Origin of the sequence: Nocardia vaccinii NBRC 15922, from assembly GCF_001613305.1 — a bacterium.
Classification (GTDB): domain Bacteria; phylum Actinomycetota; class Actinomycetes; order Mycobacteriales; family Mycobacteriaceae; genus Nocardia; species Nocardia vaccinii.
Genome location: NZ_BDCC01000037.1, coordinates 90669 through 112478 on the forward strand (window position 1 = coordinate 90669; position 21810 = coordinate 112478).

Here is a 21810-nt window from a genome sequence, read left to right on the forward strand (position 1 = left end):
TGAAACGGAGCCTTCACATGTTCACCTTCACCCGTACCCACACGGCCGCGGCCGCCGCGGCATTGGCGGCGCCGATCCTGCTGTCCGGATGTTCCTCCGGGACAACCGGATCCACCAGCGATGCGGCATCGGTCGTGATCAGCAATCAGTGGATCAAGGCCGCGGATTCCGGCATGTCCTCGGCCTTCGCCGATTTCAGCAACTCCTCGGGCAGGGAGATTCGCGTGGTCGACGCGACCAGTCCCGCGTCGGCGCGGATGGAGATCCACGAGACCGTGGACAACGGCGGAACCGCGATGATGCGGCCGATGGCCGGTGGTCTGGTCGTACCCGCGCACGGCACCGCATCGCTCACCCCGGGCGGCAGCCATCTGATGTTCATGGATCTGAAGGCGCCGCTGCGCACGGGATCGCGGACGCCGATCACGGTGAAATTCGCCGATGGTTCGAGTACGACGTTCACCGCGCAGGCCCGCGATTTCTCCGGCAATCGGGAGAACTACGCGCCCACCACCACCCCCGCGCACGGTGGCTGAGCCGGGCCCGACCCGGCGGCGGCTGCTCGGTGGTGCCGCGGTCGCGGCTGGGGCCGCCGGAATAGCCTGGGGGACGGAGCATTTCGCGCGCTCCCCGGCGGAGCCCGATCCCGCGTCGGCGACCGAACCGTTCTACGGGCGTCATCAGGGCGGCGTCGCGACGACGCCGCAGCGGCATGTGACCTTCCTCGGATTCGACCTGAAACCCGGTATCGCCCGCGCGGACATCATCGGCTTGCTGCAGATCTGGAGCGGCGACGCGGCCCGGCTCACCCAGGGCGAACCGGGTCTGGCCGATTCCGAACCCGAGCTCACCGCGCGGCCCGCGCGGCTGACGGTGACGATCGGTTTCGGGCCGCGGTTGTTCACCGTCGCCGGCGTGGAGGCGGCGCGGCCCTCGTGGCTGCATCCGCTGCCCGCCTTCGCGATCGATCGTCTCGACCCCGCGTACTGCGACGGCGACCTGCTGTTGCAGGTCTGCGCGGACGAGGCGACGACGGTCGCGCATGCGGTGCGGGCATTGAGCCGCACCGTCACCTCACTGGTGTCGGTGCGGTGGGTGCAGCGCGGGTTTCGGGATGCGGCGCCGGGACAGACCATGCGCAATCTGTTCGGTCAAGTGGACGGGACCGTGAATCCGACCGCGGGAACGGGCGACTTCGATCGCCTGATCTGGCACGACGGCCGCGGACTGCCGTGGCTCGCGGGCGGAACGTCGCTGGTACTGCGCCGCATCGCGATGAACCTCGACACCTGGGACGATCTGGATACCGGCGGACGCGAGTTGTCCGTGGGCAGAAGGGTCGCCACCGGCGCTCCGCTCACCGGAACCCGGGAGTCGGATGACCCGGATTTCCGGGCCGTCGACAACTTCGGCATACCGGTGATCCCGCCGTCGTCACATATCGCTCGGGCGCACCACACGAGTGATATCGATCGGTTCCTGCGCCGCGGCTACAACTACGACGAATCCCCCGCACCCGGTGCGGTATCGAATTCGGGGTTGTTGTTCGCCGCGTACCAGGCCGATATCGAGGCGCAGTATCTCCCGGTGCAGCGGCGCCTGGCCGAATTCGACGCCCTCAACACCTGGACCACGCCCGTCGGGTCCGCGGTGTTCGTCCTCCCGCCCGGAATCGTCGACCCGGGCGGATATATCGGGCAGTCGCTGCTGGAGAGCTGAGCAACGCCCTTCTACCGGCACGTCGTGCACAACTGCAGACCGGGCGGCATCGCACGGCGTGCCGGAACGGCTCAGTTCCAGAGCACCGCGACGCAGACGTTCACGATCGCCAGCCAGCCCGCGGCGTGCGGCATCCAGCCGATCATCTTGTCGCGCTTGGCATCGGCCCGCGCGATCTCGGCGAATGCCGCCACCGCGACCGCGACCACGAGTTTGACGATCATCTTCGCCATGATCACGTGCTTGTCCAGCGAATGGATCGAGTCCGCCATGCCGAACAGCACCAGTCCGGTGATGATCTGCGCCCGCGCGCCCCACACCAGAACCTCGGATACCCGCCTCGGCGAGGCCGCGTAGCCGCCGATGATGGCTGCCAGACCCAGCAGATGGGTCACGAGCACCAGATTGAAGACGAATGTCATGGAACGAGAGCGTAGTTCATCGAGGACGTCGTCAACGACGCACGGTAGTAGAAATCCGCGGGCTCGTTCCCGAATCCACAGCAGATCCACATCCGATACGCGGATCGATCCCCTGCCCGGCACGTAGCCTGCTAGGCAGTCGGCAGCTGTCCAGACGACCGAACGTCCTGATCACCGCGGCACAGACCACCGAGGCACCTAGATGACATACGAGCAGAGCGACGGGGAGCACACCCCTTCCCGTGCGGCGAGCTCCGAACCGACCGGCCCTACCCCGGACGACCGACCGGCGGGTCCGAGCGCAACCACTCCGATCGAGCACGCAGCGCCGACACCGCCGCATACGCACCCCGACCCCGTATCGGCCGGGCCGCCACCGCAACCGACCCGGCTGGGCCGGTTCGGCGCCCGCTGGCGCACCTCGCTTCCGCTGCGCATCGCGACGGCCGTGGTGGTGGCTGCGTTGATCAGCGGCGTCGGTTTCGCCGCCGGAGCCGCGTTCGGCGGCGACGACGATCCCCACCACCCGCACCGGGTCACCGCCGATCACCCGTTCTGGCAGGACCACATGGGCTGGTTCCACCGCTACAGCGACACCGACACCGCGCCGCACCACAGGCACATGGCTCCGACGGCCCTGTCGACCGCCCCGGCACCCGGCGCCGTGCATACCCGCTGACCGCAGGCCGATTGAGTCGCGACGTCCCGGGGAATACTCACCGAGGCCGATCCCGGTCGCACGAACAAGCAGATCCGGCCGGACTCGCCAGGGCGGATATCGCCGCGAATACGCGTTTCGCGGTCTTGCACCCCGGGTAACCATCGCCCAGTGGCTCTCTTCGCCCATGCGCTGCCGAGTTCGCGCGCGAGGGCGGTGAGGCGGACGACGGTGAATGGCTAGGAGAAGAGGGTGGCGGTTGTACTCGTGCTGCGCGCACGTGGACTAGGTGATCTACTCACCGCGGTCCCAGCTCTCCGCGCGCTGCGGCGAGCACGGCCGCACGACCACATCGTGCTGGCAGCACCGCACCGGCTCAAGCCGATCGTGGATCTGATCACCTCGGTCGACGAGATGGTGCCCACGGCGGATGCCGAGAGTATGCGCTGGGACGGCGAGCCGCCGGTGTTGGCGGTCAATCTGCACAGCGCGGGCGCCGAGGGCATCGTGGAGCTGGCCAAGACCAATCCGACCCGGATTCTCACCTACCGCAATGCGGCATTCCCGGATCTGGACGGCCCCGAGTGGCAGTCCGACATGCACGATGTCGATCGCTGGTGCTACCTACTGGAATCTGCCGGCATCAGCGCCGACCGCCGCAATCTCGGCCTGGTCCCGCCGGTCGCCACCACGAACCATCGCGACCGCGTGGTCATCCACGTCGGCGCGAGTGCCGAGGCCCGGCGCTGGCCGGCCGAGCGTTTCGCAGCGGTGATCCGGCATCTGCTCGTCCAGGACCGCGATGTGGTGCTCACCGGCGACGAGTTCGAACGCGGGATCGCGCTCGGCATCGCAGCACGGGCCGGACTGCCGCAGCACAACGTCCTGGCCGGACAGCAGAACCTGATCGAACTGTCCGCCACCGTGGCCGAGGCCGAACTCGTGGTGTGCGGCGATACCGGCGTCGCCCACCTGGCGACCGCGTTCGGTACCCGCACCGTCCTGCTGTTCGGTCCCACCTCGCCCGATCAGAGCGGTCCACCGCCGCATCTGCTCGGTCGGCATGTGGTGCTGTGGGCCGGGCACACCGGCGACCCGGACGGCGCCGCGCCCGATCCCGGACTGCTGGAAATCACGGTGCCCGAGGTGATCGACGCGATCGATAAGCAGTTGCGCAGTCGCTCCTGGTCGGGTTCGGGGATCAACGGGCGGCCCGCCCCCTATCGCCGCGTCGGCTGACCCCGAAACACCCCTAGCACCAAGGTATTACGTTCGGACAGCACCGTCGAGGGATGTGCTGTGCGACGACGCGGCCATAGCGTCGCCATATGACCACTACCGCTGTTGCCGGCTTTCCCGCCCGGCGCCCGCACCGGCCGCTGCTCGTGACCTCGTCCGCGATGGCCGGGCTCGTCGTTTTCGCCCTGTGCGCCATGGCCTTCGACCACCGCACGATCCTGGGCGAATCGGTCTGGCTCAAACCGATGAAGTTCGGGTTGGCCTTCGCTCTCTACACGCTCACGCTCGGATGGCTGCTGTCGTTCCCGCACAAGGGATCTCGTATCACACGATGGTTCGGAACCCTGTTCGCCGTGACGGCGTTCGTGGACGTCGGCTTCATCGTTCTGCAGGCCGCGCGCGGCACGTTCAGCCACTTCGACACCGAATCCGATCCGGTCAACTCGCTCGGGCAGATCGTGTTCGCCTCGGGTGTGCCCGGCCTGTTCGCCGCGAATCTCGTTATCGCGCTGATTCTTTCGTGGCAACGAATCGCGGACCGGCCGATCGCTCGCGCGGTGCACGCCGGTCTGGCGATCGCGGTGTTCGGTATGGCGCTGGGCTATCTGATGGGATTCACCGGCGAGCAGATCGTGTCCGACGCCGCGGGACATCCGGTGCGGCTCGGGGGCGGGCACACCGTGCTGCACTCCCCTGCGCAGACTCGGGACGGAGTGGGCGATATGCCGCTCGTCCACTGGAGCGCGATCGGCGGCGATCTGCGCATACCCCACTTCGCCGGGCTGCACGGCATCCAAGTGCTGATCCTCACCGCACTGGTACTCGCCCGTCTCGGCCACCGCCGGCCGTGGCTGACCGATCGGGTGCGAGCCCGGCTGGTCGGCATATTGGCGCTCGGATACACCGGCCTGGTCGCCCTGCTGCTGTGGCAGGCACAGCGGGCACAGCCGCTGATCCACGCCGACGAGACGACCCTGCTGACATTCGCCGCTCTGGTCCTGACCACCGGCGCCGCCGTGACGGTTGTCACGCTGGCCGCGCGGCGAACCGGAATACCTCCCGGGCCGGCACAGGAGCCCGTGCCGGCGCTGCCGGTCGCCGGTCGAGCCGGGTGAGACGCCTATCGCAGCCGCTCCGCCTCCTTCGCCAGGGTGACCAGAGTACTGGTCAACTCCAGCAACTCGCCGTGATCCGCACCCTCGGCGACCGCGGTCGCGACATCCTCGGCCGCACAGCGCGCGGCGAACCAGCGATCGGCGAGATCGCCTGCCTCCTGCGCGCTGAGCACCACCGAATCCTCGGGAATTCCGCTGCCCTCCAGGCCTTTCCGATGTTCGTAGGCCCGTTGGCGACACGATTGCCGACAGTACCGGCGGCGACGCCCGACTTCGGATTCAGCGATCTGCCGTCCACACCAGGAACAGGACGACAGGACACGGCGCGACATGACCCGACACCCTAACGGGCGAGTGCGCTCTCCCCACGCGTGGCACACGGTTTTCCCCCGCTTGGGGTGGTTGTTTTCAGCTACCGGAGGCAACCCGTAAAATGCAGGGGTTGACCGTCGCCGGGAACTGAACCTGGGTATGGCGCGTTATATCCCCTGTAGAACGTTGCCGACAGGCTGAGAGAGGACCGCACACATGGCAGATCGCGTACTCCGAGGTAGCCGGCTCGGAGCGGTGAGCTACGAGACCGACCGGGACCACGACCTGGCACCGCGTCGAGTGGCGCGGTACCGGACCGACAACGGCGAGGAGTTCGATGTGCCCTTCGCCGACGACGCCGAGATCCCGCCCACCTGGCTGTGCCGCAACGGTCAGGAAGGCATCCTGATCGAGGGGACCACCCAGGAGCCCAAGAAGGTCAAGCCCCCGCGCACCCACTGGGACATGCTGCTCGAGCGGCGCTCCAAGGAGGAGCTCGAGGAGCTTCTGCAGGAGCGTCTGGAACTGCTGAAGACCCGCCGGGGCCGGTAGCAGCACAGCCGCCGAATCAAAATACGAACCCGCACTCAGCAATGGTGAGTGCGGCTTCGTATGTAACCCGACGACTGATCTCGCAAGAACATCGGGACTCATCGGTAACTCATCAGGAACACCCAGAAGGCCCACGTCCCGAACCGTCGGCCCGAAACGGAGCCTCCCCGCTCCCGACGACACGCTGAAGTCGCGGGGAGGCGGGCCGGCCTAGCGCGAAACCTTGCGGTACTGGATCAGGGCCAGGGGCATCGCTATCGCCAGGATCACCAGCGAGCAGATGATCGAGTACTCGACGCAGTGGTCGGCGGGCCAGCCGTGGGGGGTCTTGAAGGACGGGGGCGAGCCGTTGACGAACAGTTTGCGGCCCGCGGCCGATACCGCGGTGATCGGATTCCATTCGGCGACCGTGCGCAGTGGGCCGGGCAGGGTCTCCGCGGAGATGAAGGCCGAGGAGATGAACGTCAGCGGGAACATCCAGATCAAGCCCGCGCTCTGGGCCACCTCGACGTTCGGTGACACCAGTCCGGTCAGCGCGCCCACCCACGACATCGCGAAGGCGAACAGCAGGATGACCGCGAAAGCCACTACCGCACTGAGGAATCCGCCGTTGATACGCCAGCCCACCAGATATCCGCAGCCGACCATCACCGCCAGCGCCAGGACGTTCACCACCAAGTCGGACAGCGTGCGGCCCATCAACACCGCCAGCCGCGACATCGGCAGCGTCCGCATCCGGTCGATGATGCCCTTCTGCAGATCGTTGGCCAGGCCGACCGTGGTGAACGCGGCATTGAAGGCGACCGTCTGGGTGAAAATTCCGGCCAGCAGGAATTCCCGGTACTGACTGCCGCCCAATGACGCGCCGAAGATGTAGGCGAACAGGAAGACGAACATCAGCGGCTGCACCGTCGCGCTCACCAGCAGAGTCGGCACCCGCAGGATCGTGAGCAGATTCCGGTACGCGAGGATGGCACTGTCCCGGAACACCCGCACCGGAGCCGGGATCGGTTGCCCGCCCGTCGCCGGGTCCTCGTGCGCGGCAGCCGTTTCCGATGCCGCCGGCGCGAATTCGACGGTACTCACGACATGATCTCCTCTGCTACGTCCTCATCGGTTTCGGATATCTCCTCGGGCGCGCTGGGCGCACTGGTCAGCGACAGGAACACATCGTCCAGACTGGGGCGATGCACGACGGCGTCGACCACGCAGACGCCCGCGTCGTCCAGGCGGCGCAGCGCCTCGACCATGGTGCGCGACCCGTCACCCACCACGATCGCCACCTCGTCCGTACCGGCCGCGTGCGTCGGCTCGCCGATCCCCACCTCGGCCAGTACGGATTTCGCCTGCTGCGGGTCCTGCCCGGAGGCCAGGGTCACGGTGAGCCGGTCGCCGCCGATGGAGGTCTTCAGTTCGTCGGCCGAGCCGCGGGCGATCACCCGGCCGCGGTCGATCACCGTGATGCGATCGGCCAGCAGATCGGCCTCCTCCAGGTACTGCGTGGTCAGCAGGACGGTGGTGCCGTCGTCGACCAGTTCGCCGATGACGCGCCACATGTCCATGCGACCGCGCGGATCCAGACCCGTGGTCGGCTCGTCCAGAACGACGACCGCGGGCCGGGCCAGCAGCGCACCCGCCAGATCCAGGCGTCGCGCCATACCGCCGGAATACGTGCCCGCCCGCCGGTCCGCGGCATGATCCAGGCCCAACGCCGAGAGCAGTTCGGTGGCGCGGGCGGCGGCTCGCTTGTGCGACATCCCGTACAGCCGCGCCACCATGCGCAGATTCTCGAATCCGGACAGATTCGCGTCGACGGCCGCGTACTGCCCGGACAGTCCGATGCGGGAGCGGGCTTGCGCGGGATCACCCAGCACATCGACGCCCGCCACCCGCACCGACCCCTCGGTGGGCTTGAGCAGCGTGGTGACGATACGCACCGTCGTGGTCTTCCCGGCCCCGTTCGGTCCCAGCAGCCCCATCACGGTGCCGCTGGGGATCTCCAGGTCGATTCCGTCGAGAACGCGCACCCGGCCGTATCTCTTCACCAATCCGGCGACCTCCACCGCCAGGGTCACAGCATCTCCTCCACGTTTTCGGCTGGTACGTCGTTCGCACGCAAAGCCTTGTCGGCCAACTGTTCTCGCAATACCGGACCGATCACGGCCAGGGCCTCCGGATTGGTCATCCCCGAATGCCGGCAGCGCACCTTCTGGTCATGGATCGCACCGGTCACATACGGCTCCCACGCCTGTGCGCAGCGGGCCGGGTCGGCCCGGTTGATCTCGTCCTCGGCGGCGGTGAAGAAGACCAGATCGCCGTCGAAGACCCGCGGCCGGAAGCCGTGCGCCAGATCGGCGCCCGCGGCGTAGCCGGTGTAGAGCCGACGCAGGTGCTCCACCGTGAGCGCGGCGAACGGACCGGGTCGATTGCGCAGCAGTTCCGCGGCGTCCTCGAGCGTCAGGCGCGGATCGATCGCATGGTCGCCACCGAGCAGGTCGCTGCCGAATTCGCCGATGATGTCGGCGATCCCGGGCACGGCCTGATCGAGCCATTCGTCGGTGAGCCGGTAGCTGTCCATCATCGCCAGCAGCTCGACCCGCTGCCCCGCCTCCTGCAACTGCACCGCCATCTCGTGCGCGATGAGCCCGCCCAGCGACCAGCCCAGCAGCTGGTACGGGCCCTCCGGCTGCACCGATCTGATCTGTGCCACATAGTCTTTCGCGGTCTGCGCCAGGCTGGTGCGGGATTCGGCGCCGGTGACGTGCGGCGCCTGCAGGCCGTACACCGGCCGATCGGCGGGCAGATGCGCGAGCAGCCCGGAGTAGCACCACGCGAGCCCGATCGCCGGATGCACGCAGAACAGCGGCGCCGCACCGGATCCGGCCGGGACCGCGACATCCGCGAGCGTCTGCTCCCGTGCGCCACTGCGCGCGGCCGCCTCCGCGGATCGGATCGGCAGCAGCGGTTGCAGGGCGTCGGCCAGCACCTCACCGGCGTCGGCCTCCAGCCGCTGCGCGATGGCCGCCGGCGTGGAATCACCGAACATCAGCTGCACCGGCATCTCGATCCCCGCGGACCGCAGCTGCGCGACGACCTTCGTGGCCAGCAGCGAGTTGCCGCCCAGATCGAAGAAACCGTCGTCCACACCGACCGCCTCCACGCCGAGCACCTCGGCGAAGGCCGTGCACAACGCGCGCTCGGCCGGAGTGGTCGGCGGCCGGTAGCCGGTCCCCGACCCAAAGACCGGCTCGGGCAGCAATCGCCGGTCCAGCTTGCCGACCGGGGTCAGCGGCACCCTGTCCAGCAGCATGATCGACTGCGGCACCATGTAATTCGGCACCAGATCACGCAGGTGTGCGGTCAGCTCGGCCACCGTCGGCGCGGTTGCGTTGAGCGGCTTCACATAGGACACCAGCGCGGTGGCCCCGGCCGGGGTCCGATGGCCGACGGTCAGCGAGAACTCCACTGCGGCGTGCCGGGACATCGCCGCGTCGATCTCGCCGAGTTCGATGCGGAAGCCACGGATCTTGACCTGATGGTCGGTGCGGCCGACGTATTCCAGCTCCCGGCGGCGTCCGTGGACGCACCAACGCGCCAGATCGCCCGTGCGGTACATCCGCTCACCCGGCTTGCCGTACGGATTCGCCACGAAGCGCTGTGCGGTCAGCCCCGGTCGGTCCAGATAGCCGCGGGCCAGCGCCGGACCGCTCAGGTACAGCTCGCCGGTGATGCCGCACGGCGCGGGGTGCAGGCGGCGATCCAGGACGACCGCGTTCACGCCGCGGATCGGGCCGCCGATGGTGATCGGCATATCCGGGGCCGTGGGCGGGGAGATGAGCGTGACGATGGTGGTCTCGGTCGGGCCGTACACGTTGTACAGGTTCCGGCCGCGGCTCCAGCGCGTCACCAGCTCGGGCGGCAGCGCCTCACCGCCGACCAGGACGTGACGCATCTCAGTGATCTCGGACGGATCCACCGTGCCCAGGGCCGCAGTGGTGATGAAGGCGTGCGTGATGCGTTCCTCGATCAGCACCCGCCCGAGCTCGGCCCCGCCGTACACGCCCGCGGGCGTGATCACCAGCGTGGCCGCACCGCCCAGCGCCAGCAGCAGATCCAACATGGCCGCGTCGAAACTCGGTGTCGCAAAGTGCAATACGCGGTCTCCGGGCCGGACCTCGAAACGTTCCGCGGTCTCGGCCGCGAAATTGGACAGTCCGCCGTGCGTGACGACGACACCCTTCGGGGTACCGGTGGAGCCCGAGGTGTAGATCACGTACGCCGGATGGTCCGTCCGCAACTCGCCCCGGCGTTCGGCCGCGCTGATGGGCGCGTCCGAGGTGTTCAGCACCCGACGCCGGAACGAGGGCGCGTCCAGAACCGTCCAACTCACCCCGTCGGGCAGGTTCTCCCGATGCGCCGCAAGCGTAATACCCAGTGCCGCACCGGAATCGGTAAGCATATGGGCGATGCGGTATTCCGGGTAGCCCGGATCGATCGGCACGAACGCCGCACCGGCCTTGGCCACCGCGAGCGTGACCGCCACCGATTCGGCCGATCGCGCGACGCCCAGCGCCACCAGCGTCTCCGGGCCCACTCCCTGCTCGACGAGCACTCGCGCGAGCCGGTTGGTCCAGCAATCCAGTGCGTCGTAGGTGATCTGCGTACCGCCATCGCGCAGCGCGACACCCTGCGGATCGGCGCGCACCGCGGCGGCGAACACCTCCGGCAGCGTCAGCGGGCGTCCCGCAATGGCGCCGCACACCGGCACCAGACTCGACCATTCGCCGGGTTCGAGCCAGTCCAGGTCGCCCACGGGCGTGGACGGATTCGCCGCCGCCGCGCTCAACAGCCGGGCCAGGCGGTTGCCGAGCCGGGCCGCGGTCGCCTCGTCGAACAGGTCGCGGGCATAATTCACCGCGACGGTGATGCCCTCGGGCTCCCGGTCCGCGGTCCGCGATTCGGTGAGGGTGAATTGCAGATCGAACTTCGCGATGCCCGGATCAGCGTCACACGCCTCGATCTGCAGACCGGGCAGTTCCAGCACCCGCACGGGTTCGTTCCGCACCGACAGCATGACCTGGAACAGCGGGTGATGCGATTGCGAGCGGGCCGGATTGAGCACCTCGACCAGGCGCTCGAACGGCACGTCGGCCTGGGCGAACGCCTCCAGGTCGGTTTCGCGCACCGCGCGCAGCAGCTCGGCGAACGAGGCGTCGCCATCGATCGCGGTGCGCAACACCAGAGTTCCCACGAACATGCCGATCAGCGTGTCCAGGGCCGGATCGCCACGACCGGCGATCGGCGTGCCGATCGCGATGTCGTCGCCATCGGTGATCCGGTGCAGCAGCGTCGCCAGCGCGGCGTGCAGCACCATGAAGATGGTGACGCCGTGCTCGCTCGCCATCGCCCGCAGTTCACGGTGGGTACGCGCGTCGATCGCGCATTCGACCGTTCCGCCACGATAACTCGGCACCGGCGGGCGCGGGCGATCGGTGGGCAGGGGCAACAGTTCGGGCAGCCCGTCCAGTGCGGTGCGCCAGTAGTCCAGCTGACGACTCACCGCGGAATCCGGATCGTCCTCGCTGCCGAGCGTTTCCTGTTGCCACAGTGTGTAATCCGCGTACTGAACGTCCAGTTCGGCCCAGTCCGGGGACTGGCCGGCATGATGCGCACGGTAGGCGGTCGCCACGTCCATGGCCAGCGGCCCGAGCGACCAGCCGTCCATCGCGATGTGGTGCACCACCAGTACCAGCACGTGGTCGTCGGCGGCGACGCGCAGCAGATGCGCGCGCAGCGGAACCGCGTGCGCCAGATCGAATCCCGGCCCGGCCAGCCGCCGCACCGCCTCGTCGATCTCACCCTCGGCGACCTCGCTCATACCGATCGCGACCTGCGCCGCGGCCGGATCGAGCACGCGCTGGAACGGCTCGCCCTCGAGTTCACCGAAGACCGTCCGCAGTGTCTCGTGCCGGGCCTGCACCGCGTTCAGCGCGGACTGCATGGCGACGACGTCCAGGGCGCCACGCAGTCGCAGCGCGGCCGGGACGTTGTACACCCCGGAACGATCACCCGATCCCCCGGACTCGTTGAACCGGTTGAGGAACCACAACCGCCGCTGCGCCGCCGACAGCGGCACCCGCTGCGGACGCTTGCGCCGGCTCAGCACGGGCGCGTTGTCGCTCACCCGGCCGCGACCGTCGAGGCGGGCGGCCAATTCGGCCACCGTCGGGGTCGCGAATACCGATCGCACCTCGAGCCGGGTGCCGGTCGCCGCGGCCAGGCGCGCCACCAATTGCGTTGCCAGCAGTGAATTTCCGCCGACATCGAAGAAGTTGTCGCCCGCGCCGATCGTCTCCGCGCCGACCAGTTCCGAAAACACCTGTGCGACCAGTCGTTCGGCATCGGTGCTCGGCTCACGCTGCTGGGTCGCCACCGGTTCGGGCTCGGGCAGCGCGGCCCGGTCCAGTTTGCCCACCGGCGTGAGCGGAATGCGGTCCAACACCGTCAGACCGGCCGGAACCATGTGCGCTGGAAGACGTTCGGCCATGTGCGCGCGCACCGCCGGAACGTCCACGGTCACCGCGTCGTCCGCGGGCAGCACATACGACACGATGCGCTTGGCTCCCGCGATCTCCCGAACTTCGGTGTGCGCGAAGCGAATCGCGGGATGACTGGTCAGCGCCGCGGTGATCTCGCCCAGCTCGATCCGGAATCCGCGCACCTTGACCTGGTCGTCGCCACGGCCCAGGTAGACGATTTCGCCCTCGGCATTCCAGCGCACCACGTCACCGGTGCGATACAGCCGCGCACCCGCGGGACCGAACGGGTCGGCCACGAACCGTGCCGCGCTGAGCGCGGACCGGCCGAAGTACCCACGCGATACGCCGTGACCGCCGAGGTACAGCTCACCGGGCACTCCGACCGGCACCGGACGCAGCCGCTCGTCCAGGACGACGGCACGAGCCCCGCGCACCAGAGTGCCGATCGGCACCGGCATGCCGGGCCGCAGCGGTCCGGCGATCGTGGCGACGATAGTCGTCTCGGTCGGGCCATAACCGTTGAACACCATGCGATCCGCACCCCAGCGGTCCACCAGCTCCGGTCCCAGCGCCTCGCCGCCCAGCATGATCGCCGCCAGATGCGGCAGTGCCCAGCGCTCGGGATCGATGGTGGCCAGCGCCGCCGGGGTCATGAAGGTGTGGGTTATGCGCTCGCGGTCCATCAGCGCGGCCAGCTCGTCGCCGCCGTACACATCGGGCGGGGTGATCACCATGGTCGCGCCCGATCCGACGGCCAGCAGCAGATCAAGGACGGCCGCGTCGAAGCTCGGCGACGCGAAATGCAGTGTGCGCGAATCGCGGTCGACCTTCATCCGATCACGTAGCTCGTCCGCGAAATTGGACAGGCCGCTGTGGGTGACGGCAACGCCCTTCGGCATGCCGGTGGATCCCGAGGTGTAGATCAGATAGGCCAGATCGGAGGTCCACGCGGTGCGCAGCCGGTCGGCGTCCTTGATCGCTGCCGAATCTCGATCCTCGATCTCGGCCCGCTGGTCCGGGTCGTCCAGCAGCAGCCATTCGGTATCGCAGCCGCCGCCACCGGCCTCACGCAGCCGCCCGATGTGCGCACCGATCGTCACACCCGACCGGCAGCCGGAATCGGTGAGCATATGGCGCACCCGGTCGGTCGGGTAGTTCGGATCCACCGGAACGAAGGCCGCACCGGCCTTGGTGACCGCGAGCACCGCCGCCACCGACTCCAGGGACCGGGTCAGGCCGAGGGCCACCCGGTCGCCCGGGCCGATGCCGCGCCGGATGAGTTCGCGCGCAAAGCGGTTCGAGTAGACGTCCAGTTCCGCATAGGTCAGCTCGGTCTCCCCCGAGCGGACCGCGACGCGTTCGGGATGCAGATGTGCGGTGACCGCGAAATAGTTCGCCAGACTGCACTGCGGAGTGGCGACCGGACCGTATGCCGGGGCCAGCCGGGTGCGTTCGTAGTCGGTCCGAGCGTCGATATCGCGCACACGGATTCGGTGATCGGCGGAGATCGCGGCCAGTACCAACCCCAGCCGCTCGGCCAGCAGCCGCACCGTCTCTTCATCGAAAAGCTCAGCGGCGTAGACGAATTCGAAGCGCCGCTCGGGCATTTCGGCGGACCTGCCGGGCATGACCCGCAACTCCAGATCGAACTTCGCCAGCGCGATGTCGAGTTCCTCCGCGCGCAGCGCCAGCCCCGGTAGCCGCAGCGCGGGAATCGGGCCGTCCTGCACGGTCAGGGCCACTTGGAGCAGCGGGCGCAGGTGCGCGTCGCGACCGCCGAGCGACTGCAGTTCGGCCACGATCCGCTCGAACGGCAGATCCGCATGCGCCATGGCCGCGAGTTCACCGTCGCGATCCACGGCCAGCTGCTCGACGAACCGGCGGTCCGGGTCGATCTGCGAACGCAGCACCAGGGTGTTGACGAACATGCCGACCAGATCGTCGAGCCGGGTGTCCGCCCGCCCGGCCACCGGTGTACCGATGACGATGTCGCGACCACCGGTGACCGAGCGCAGCAGCACCGCCAGCGCCGTGCGCAGCACCATGAACAGGCTGACGCCGCGTTCGCGGGCGAGTTCGTCGATGCCCTCGTGGACGTGCTCGGGCAGGCGGAAGCGCACCGTGCCCGCGCGCTGGGTGGGATGTCCGGGCCGCGGCCGGTCGTAGGGCAGCGGCATGGTCTCGGGCAGCCCCGCCAGCGTCTCGCGCCAGAATCGCAGCTGGGTGGCCGCCAGGCTGACCGGGTTGTCCTCGTCGCCGAGGCAATCGCGTTGCCACAGACTGAAATCCGCGTACTGCACCGGCAGCGGCTGCCACGCCGGGGCCGATCCGCCACAGCGCGCGGCATAGGCCAGGGCCAGATCGCGAGTCAGCGGGATCAGCGACCAGCCGTCCGCGGCGATGTGATGCAGCACGATACCGAGCCGGAACTGCTGGGAACCAGTGCGCAGCAATGTCATTCGCACCGGGATCTCGCGACTGAGGTCGAAGCCGCGCTGCGCGAGAGTCCGCAGCGCCAGGGCCGCGTCCGCCTCATCGGTCTCGATCGGCTCCAGCACCGGCATGCAGCGGTGCGTGTCGAGGATCAGCTGATATGCGCCGGAACGATCCTCCGGGAACACCGTGCGCAGCACCTCGTGCCGGTCCACCAGATCCGTGAGCGCCGCCCGCAATGCGGCGATGTCCGGATCGCCGTCGATTCGTATCACGAATGCGATGTTGTAGGCGCTGGATTCGGGAGAATAGCGGTTGAGGAACCAGACCCGCTGCTGCGGCAGCGACAAGGGGAGACGTCCCGGACGCGGGTCACGCGCAGCCAGCGCAGTCCGCTGCGTCCGGGGCGTTTCGATCAGGCGCACGGCCATATCGGCGACCGTCGGCGCCTCGAAGACCGCCCGCACGGGCAGATCGACGCCGAATTCGTCGTACAGCGCCGAGGACAGCCGCGTCGCCAGCAGCGAGTTGCCGCCGACCTCGAAGAAGCTGTCCTCCGCACCCGGCATGGGATGCCCGAGAACCGTTCCGAAGACCTCCGCGACCCGCTCCTCGAGTCCGGGCTCGGGCGCGCGGGAGCCGCTCGCCGAGGCGAAAACCGGTTCCGGCAACGCCTTTCGGTCCAGCTTGCCGGACGGCGTCACCGGTACCTCGTCGATGACGACGATCGCGGCCGGAACCATGTAGCCGGGCAGGTGCCGGCGCGCCGAGTCCAGCACGGCCGCGGCGTCGATCGGTCCGTCGGCGGTGATGTAGGCGGCCAGCCGCATCGTGCCGTGCTCACCGGTGTGCACGATGGTGTGCGCGAACCGCACCCCGGCGTGGGTGCGCAGGGCGTGGTCGATCTCGCGCAATTCGATGCGGAAACCACGGATCTTCACCTGATCGTCCGCCCGGCCCAGGAACCGCAGCTGCCCGTTCGCATCGGCTACCACGAGATCGCCTGTGCGGTACATGCGTTCGCCGCGCCGGCCGTGCGGATTGGCCGGGAACCGCTGCGCGGTCATCGCGTGCCGCCCCAGATAGCCGCGGGCCAGACCCGCCCCGGACAGATACAGCTCGCCCGGAACGCCCGGCGGCACCGGATGCAGCCGGTTGTCCAGGACGAACAACCGCATTCCGCGCACGGGCATGCCGATCGGCACGGGCCGGCCCGCGACCATCGGACCGGTGGCGGTCGCGGCGACGGTCGCCTCCGACGGGCCGTACATGTTGTGCATGCGATGCCGGTCGGTCCAGGCGCCCACCAGTTCCTCGGGGCAGGCGTCGCCGCCGACGATCACCGCCTCGAGGTCGTCCAACCCCTCGCTGGGCACGGTCGCGAGCGCGGCCGGGGTGATGAAGGCGTGGGTCACCCGCTCCGCGCGCAGCAGCGCGGCGAGTTCGGATCCGCCGTAGAGCCCGGCGGGGGCCACCACGATGGTCGCGCCCGCGGCGAATCCGAGCAGCAGTTCCAGCACCGACGCATCGAAGGACGGCGACGAGAAGTGCAGTGTGCGTGCCGAATCCGTGACGCCGAACAGATGCCGCTGCTCGTGGGCGAGGCTGGCCAGACCCGCGTGGGTGACCACGACGGCCTTGGGCGTTCCGGTGGATCCGGAGGTGTAGATCAGATACGCCGGATGCGCCACGCGCAGTGGCTGATGCCGATCCGTATCGGTGACCGGAGCAGCGGACTGGCGCATCGTCTCCGCGGCGAACTCCGGGGAACCGGTCAGCAGCCAGTCCACATCCCGTTTGCGGTGCCGCCCCCGGCGCATCGGCCACTCCGGCAGGGCGGCATGCGATTCGGCGTCGCTCAGGCCCAGCATCGCGCCGGAATCGGTGAGCATGTGCGCGATCCGCTCGGCCGGATATCCCGGGTCGATCGGCACGTAGGCCGCGCCCGTCTTGGCGACCGCCCAGATCGCGGTGATCGCGTCGAGTCCGCGCGGCAGTGCGACCGCCACGACCACTTCCGGTCCGGCGCCGGAGCCGATCAGCACGCGCGCCAGCCGGTTCGAGGCCTCGTCCAGTTCCCGATAGGTGGTGTCGCGGCCCAGGTAGCGCACCGCGACGGCATCGGGCACGCGTTCGGCGGTCTCGGTGAGCAGGCGGGCCAGGGTGATCGGCGATTCGGCCGGTGCACCCGTGATGGGCACCAGCTTGGCCGCCTCGCGCACGTCGAGGATGTTCAGATCACCCACGGGCACACGGGGCGTGGTCACCGTCGCGGTGACCAGGCGGACGAACCGCCGCGCGATGGTGCGCACCGTCGATTCGTCGAATACATCTGTGGCATAACCAAATTCGGCGTGCAGCGGGCCGTCGGACGGATCACCGCCCTCCTGCACGGTCAGCTGCAGATCGAATTTGGCGACACCGGATTCCATCGGCAGGACGCGAGCGTCCATATCCGGCAGGCTGATCCGCAGGTCCGGATCGTTCTCGTAGGAGAGCATCACCTGGAACAGCGGGTGCCGTCCGGCATCGCGCGCCGGATTGACGACCTCCACCAGCCGTTCGAAGGGCACATCCGCATTGGCGAAGGCGTCCAGATCGGTTTCCCGGACGCGATCGAGCATGTGATCGAAGCCCGCGGCCGGATCGACCTCGGTGCGCAGCACAAGCGTGTTGACGAACATGCCGACCAGATCGTCCAGCGCCGGATCCGAACGTCCGGCGATCGGTGTGCCGATCGCGATATCGGTGGTGTTGCACAGTCGCGAGAGCAGCACGGCCAGGCAGGCGTGCAACACCATGAACATGCTCACGCCGCGGTCCGTGGCCAGGGCGGCCACCGCATTCCGGACCTCGGCCGGGATCGTCACCGCGACCCGGGCGCCCTCGGTGGTGCGCTGCTGCGGGCGCGGACGGTCCAGCGGCAGATCCAGCTGATCGGGCAGATCGGCCAGGGCGGTGCGCCAGTAGCTCAGCTGTCGGCCCAGCGCACTGGCCGGATCGTCCTCGTCACCGAGCAGTTCGCGCTGCCACAGCGCGAAATCGGGGTACTGTACCGGCAGCGGAGTCCAGCGCGGCGCGTGTCCGGCGGTGCGAGCGGCGATAGCCGTCATCAGATCCCGGGCCAGCGGCGCGACCGACCAGCCGTCACCGCAGATGTGGTGCAGGATCACCAGGAATACGTACCGATCCGGCCCGGTGCGGTACAGCGCGATGCGGAACGGCGCCTGGGTGCGCAGATCGAAGCCGTACCCCGCGTATTCGGCGGCCAGGGCCAGCACGTCCGCGCCGACGGCGTCGATCGCGTCCAGGGCGAGCGGGATCTGCGCGGCCGGATGGACGAGCTGGCGCGGCCCCTGCGGCGAATCGGGGAAGGTGGTGCGCAGGCTCTCGTGCCGTTCCAGGACGTCCAGTACGCCCGCGCGCAACGCGTCGAGGTCCACCGTCCCGGTCAATTCGACGGCCAGCGGCATGTTGTATGCCGAGGCGTGCTCGGCGAATCGGTTCAGAATCCACAGCCGCTGCTGAGCCAGCGAGAGCGGGATGCGTTCCGGCCGTTCGGCGGCGACGAGTTTGGGTTGCGCGGACAGCGGGTAACGATCATCCAGGCCAGTGGCCAGTGCGGCCACCGTAGCGGATTCGAAAAGATCGCGGATGGACAGTTCCGCGCCCAGCGCGGCGTTGATCCGGGCGATCGCGCGGGCCGCCGAGAGCGAATTACCGCCCAGCTCGAAGAAGCTGTCCTCGACGCCCACGTCCTCGACGCCCAGAATCTCCTCGAAGATCGCGGCGATCCGTCGCTCGGCTTCGGTGCGCGGTACGGTGACCGTCCCGTCCCCGCGCTGCGTACCGGATGCGGGGACGGGCAGGGCTGCGCGATCCACCTTGCCGTTGGCGCTCAACGGCATTTCGTCCAGCACGATCAGATGGGCGGGCACCATGTATCCGGGCAGGGTCCGGTGCAGCACGCGGGTCAGCTCGGCGACGTCCGGGTCGGAATCCGGTGCGGCAACCACATATCCGACGAGTTCGTCCCCGCCGTGGGTGCGGTGCGCCACGCAGACCGCTCGCGCCACACCCGGTGCGGCCAGCAGCGCCGCCTCGATCTCGCCGAGTTCGATGCGCAGTCCGCGGATCTTCACCTGGAAGTCGGTGCGGCCCAGGTATTCCAGCACGCCGTCGGCAGGCCGCCAGCGCACCAGATCACCCGTGCGATACATCCGCGCGCCCGGGTTGAACGGGTTGGCGACGAACCGGACCGCACTCAGCCCGGCACGCCCCAGATAGCCGCGCGCCAGCTGGACGCCGGCCAGGTACAGCTCACCCACCACGCCCGGTGGGACCGGCCGCAACCGCTCGTCCAGCACGTACACCCGGGTGTTCCAGATCGGCGCGCCGATCGGCACGGAATCCTGTTCCGCCGCGCACGGCCAGGACGTCACGTCGACCGCCGCCTCGGTGGGGCCGTACAGATTGTGCAGCCACGGGGAATCGTCCCCGGACGGGGCACCGGGAGCCGAATGCCCCAGTGCCGCATGGAAATCGCGCACGGTCGCCGCGGGCAGCGCCTCGCCGCTGCAGAACACCCGCCGCAGCGCGGTGCACCCGCCGACCTCGGTGTCGGTGACGAAGACCGACAGCATCGACGGCACGAAATGCGCTGTGGTCACGGACTTCTCGGCAATGACCCGGGCCAGGTACACCGGATCGCGATGCCCGTCCGGGGCCGCGATCACCAGCCGCGCGCCGATCTGCAAGGGCCAGAAGAACTCCCACACCGAAACATCGAAGGTGGCGGGTGTCTTCTGCAGCACCACATCACTGTCTTCGAGCCGGTATTCGTGCTGCATCCAGCGCAGCCGGTTCACGATCGCGGCATGCGAGACACCCACGCCCTTCGGGCGGCCGGTGGACCCGGAGGTGAAGATCACATAGGCCAGGTGATCCGGACGCAGCCGAGTGTGGCGGTCAGCATCGGTGATCGGCGCGCCGGAGAACCCGGACAGGTCCGTCGCGCGAATGTCGAGCCGGTCCGAACTCTCGGGCAGCTCGACGCTGTCGGCACCGGCAGTCAGCACGCACACTGGGCGCGCCTGTTCGAGGATGTCAGCGGTGCGCTCGGCCGGATGATCGGGATCGATCGGCAGATAGGCCGCACCGGCGCGCACGATCGCGTACATGCCGATCACCAGATCCAGACTGCGCCGCACAGCCAGGCCGATGACCGTATCCGGGCCCGCACCACGCGAAATCAGCATCCGGGCCAACCGGTCGGCCCGCTCGCGCAGCTGCGCGTAGGTCATCGTCTCGTTGCCGAATTCCAGCGCCACCGCGTCCGGGCGGGCCGCGGCCCGCTCGCCGAACAACTCGGACAGCGTGCCCGGCCACTGCGGCACCTCGGTGGAATTCCATTGGCGCAGAACCAGATCGCGCTCCACATCGGTGATGACCGGCACCTCGGCGACGACATCGTCCGGATCGGCCATCAGCAGCCGGGCCAGGAAATCCACGAAACGGCCGTGGTGGACCGCCAGCTCATCGACGTCGTACAGATGCGGATTCGCCTCGAAGTCCACGCGGATGCGGTCGCCGGTGCCGTTGTAGACGTTGATCGACAGATCCTCCACCGGACCGGTGGACAGCACGTTCAGCGAGCCGGTCAGACTGCCGAGGCGCAGCTCGCTGTGGAACAGCATGATGTTGACCATCGGCCCGAAGAATCCGCGCGCATCCCGCGAATATCCGCAGTCGCGGCGGATGTCGTCACAGCGGTACCGCTGATGCCGCAGCGCGCCGGTGATCTGCAATTCGGCCGCCTTCACCACATCGCGCAGGGTGGTGGTGGCATCGAAACGCAGACGAATCGGCACCACATTGGACACCACACCCGCCGAGCGGCGCAGCGCCACGGTGGTGCGCGCGGACACCGGCAGACTCAGCACCACATCCTGATTACCGGTCATCGCGCGCACGTAGCAGGCCAGCGCGGCGACGAACATCGTGGAGGTCTGAGTGTCGAAAACCCTTGTGGCAGCCGCCAATTCCGACTGGACTTCGGGACCGAGCCGATGTGTCGCGCGATGCCGGCCCGAATCCGAGCGCGGTGCGGTGGCCGTGGACGCGGACAGGGTCATGGGCGCGCCGGCACCGGCGAGCTGTTCGAGCCAGTACTCGCGATCCGAGCGGAACCGGCCGGTGTCGCGGTAACTCGACTCACCCACGTAGATCTCGGCCAGCGATGTGGCGCGGGAGGCCACCGGCTCGGTGCGATTCTCCAGGGCCGTGTAGATCTCGGCGGTCCGGGTGACCGCGTTCATCGCGCCGTAGCCGTCGATAACGATGTGGTGCCCCCGGGAATACCAGATGTAGTCGCGTTCGCCGGTGCGCAGCACGACATTGGTCATCAGCGGATCGCGTTCCGGGTCGATCCGGCTGCTGGCATGGTCGTTCATCCAGCGCAGGGCCGCCGCGTGCGGATCGGTCTCGTGCCGTAGGTCCATCCGGGCCCAGCCGGGCCGTTGCGCGGGATCGATCAGCTGCTGCGGGACACCGTCGATCTCGACCAGTCGCACCTGCCCGACCTGGGTCTCGGCGCCGCAACGCTCGATCGCGTACAGCAGTCGGCCCACATCCAGACCACCGTGGATCTCGACGTACTGGGCGATGGTGAGCGGGATGTCGGGGCGGATCCGCTGGGCGTACCAGAGTGCGGTCTGTGCGGGCGAGAGAGCGAAGGGTTGTGCTGATAATTCGCCAGAAGAGCATTGGTCTACACGATCGGTGGCCAATGACCTCATCAATCACTCCGTTCTGCCGCTGTT

At 68.7% G+C, this 21810-nt stretch carries 11 protein-coding genes; 6 read left to right on the forward strand and 5 right to left on the reverse strand.

Annotated features, from left to right (window positions below):
• The first annotated feature begins 17 nt into the window (after positions 1-17).
• Together NV1_RS24610 and NV1_RS24615 are read left to right on the forward strand one after the other, a co-directional pair.
• Complete coding sequence (locus tag NV1_RS24610; RefSeq protein WP_067895789.1) at positions 18-536, forward strand: copper chaperone PCu(A)C; 519 nt, start codon at positions 18-20, stop codon at positions 534-536.
• Positions 529-1719, forward strand: a complete 1191-nt coding sequence (locus NV1_RS24615) for a Dyp-type peroxidase (protein WP_067895794.1) — start codon at positions 529-531, stop codon at positions 1717-1719. Before NV1_RS24610 ends, NV1_RS24615 begins: the two co-directional genes overlap by 8 nt.
• A 71-nt stretch (positions 1720-1790) precedes the next feature.
• On the opposite strand, the gene NV1_RS24620 is transcribed toward NV1_RS24615, so the two are convergent.
• Entirely contained in the window at positions 1791-2141 is a 351-nt protein-coding gene (locus tag NV1_RS24620) for a hypothetical protein (RefSeq protein ID WP_067895801.1), read from the reverse strand.
• Between the two features lie 202 nt (positions 2142-2343).
• Between NV1_RS24620 and NV1_RS24625 the strand changes: the two genes are divergently transcribed.
• The 3 genes from NV1_RS24625 (at position 2344) to NV1_RS24635 (ending at position 5153) form a co-directional block, all read left to right on the forward strand.
• On the forward strand, positions 2344-2820 hold the full coding sequence (locus NV1_RS24625) for a hypothetical protein (RefSeq protein WP_067895812.1): 477 nt from the start codon (positions 2344-2346) through the stop codon (positions 2818-2820).
• 231 nt (positions 2821-3051) lie between these two features.
• Positions 3052-4038 carry a glycosyltransferase family 9 protein gene (locus NV1_RS24630; RefSeq protein WP_067895816.1) on the forward strand — a complete coding sequence of 329 codons (987 nt, stop codon included), beginning with the start codon at positions 3052-3054 and terminating at the stop codon, positions 4036-4038.
• Positions 4039-4127: 89 nt separating this feature from the next.
• Positions 4128-5153: a hypothetical protein gene (locus NV1_RS24635; protein ID WP_067895819.1), complete on the forward strand. Its 1026-nt coding sequence runs from the start codon at positions 4128-4130 to the stop codon at positions 5151-5153.
• Positions 5154-5158: 5 nt separating this feature from the next.
• On the opposite strand, the gene NV1_RS24640 is transcribed toward NV1_RS24635, so the two are convergent.
• Positions 5159-5485: a hypothetical protein gene (locus NV1_RS24640; protein WP_067895822.1), complete on the reverse strand. Its 327-nt coding sequence runs from the start codon at positions 5483-5485 to the stop codon at positions 5159-5161.
• 196 nt (positions 5486-5681) lie between these two features.
• Here NV1_RS24640 and NV1_RS24645 point away from each other — a divergent pair, with 196 nt between their 5' ends.
• The gene (locus NV1_RS24645) at positions 5682-6017 is read left to right on the forward strand and encodes an RNA polymerase-binding protein RbpA (protein WP_030517018.1); all 336 of its coding nucleotides are present in this window, start codon (positions 5682-5684) and stop codon (positions 6015-6017) included.
• Positions 6018-6227: 210 nt separating this feature from the next.
• Here NV1_RS24645 and NV1_RS24650 read toward each other — a convergent pair whose 3' ends face one another.
• From NV1_RS24650 to NV1_RS24660, 3 genes are all read right to left on the reverse strand, one after another.
• A complete protein-coding gene (locus NV1_RS24650; RefSeq protein ID WP_067896058.1) occupies positions 6228-7007 on the reverse strand; it encodes an ABC transporter permease in 780 nt (259 codons plus the stop codon).
• Positions 7008-7099: 92 nt separating this feature from the next.
• Complete coding sequence (locus NV1_RS24655; protein WP_067895825.1) at positions 7100-8092, reverse strand: ATP-binding cassette domain-containing protein; 993 nt, start codon at positions 8090-8092, stop codon at positions 7100-7102.
• Positions 8089-21786: a non-ribosomal peptide synthetase gene (locus NV1_RS24660; protein ID WP_084525736.1), complete on the reverse strand. Its 13698-nt coding sequence runs from the start codon at positions 21784-21786 to the stop codon at positions 8089-8091. Before NV1_RS24660 ends, NV1_RS24655 begins: the two co-directional genes overlap by 4 nt.
• Positions 21787-21810 lie beyond the last annotated feature (24 nt).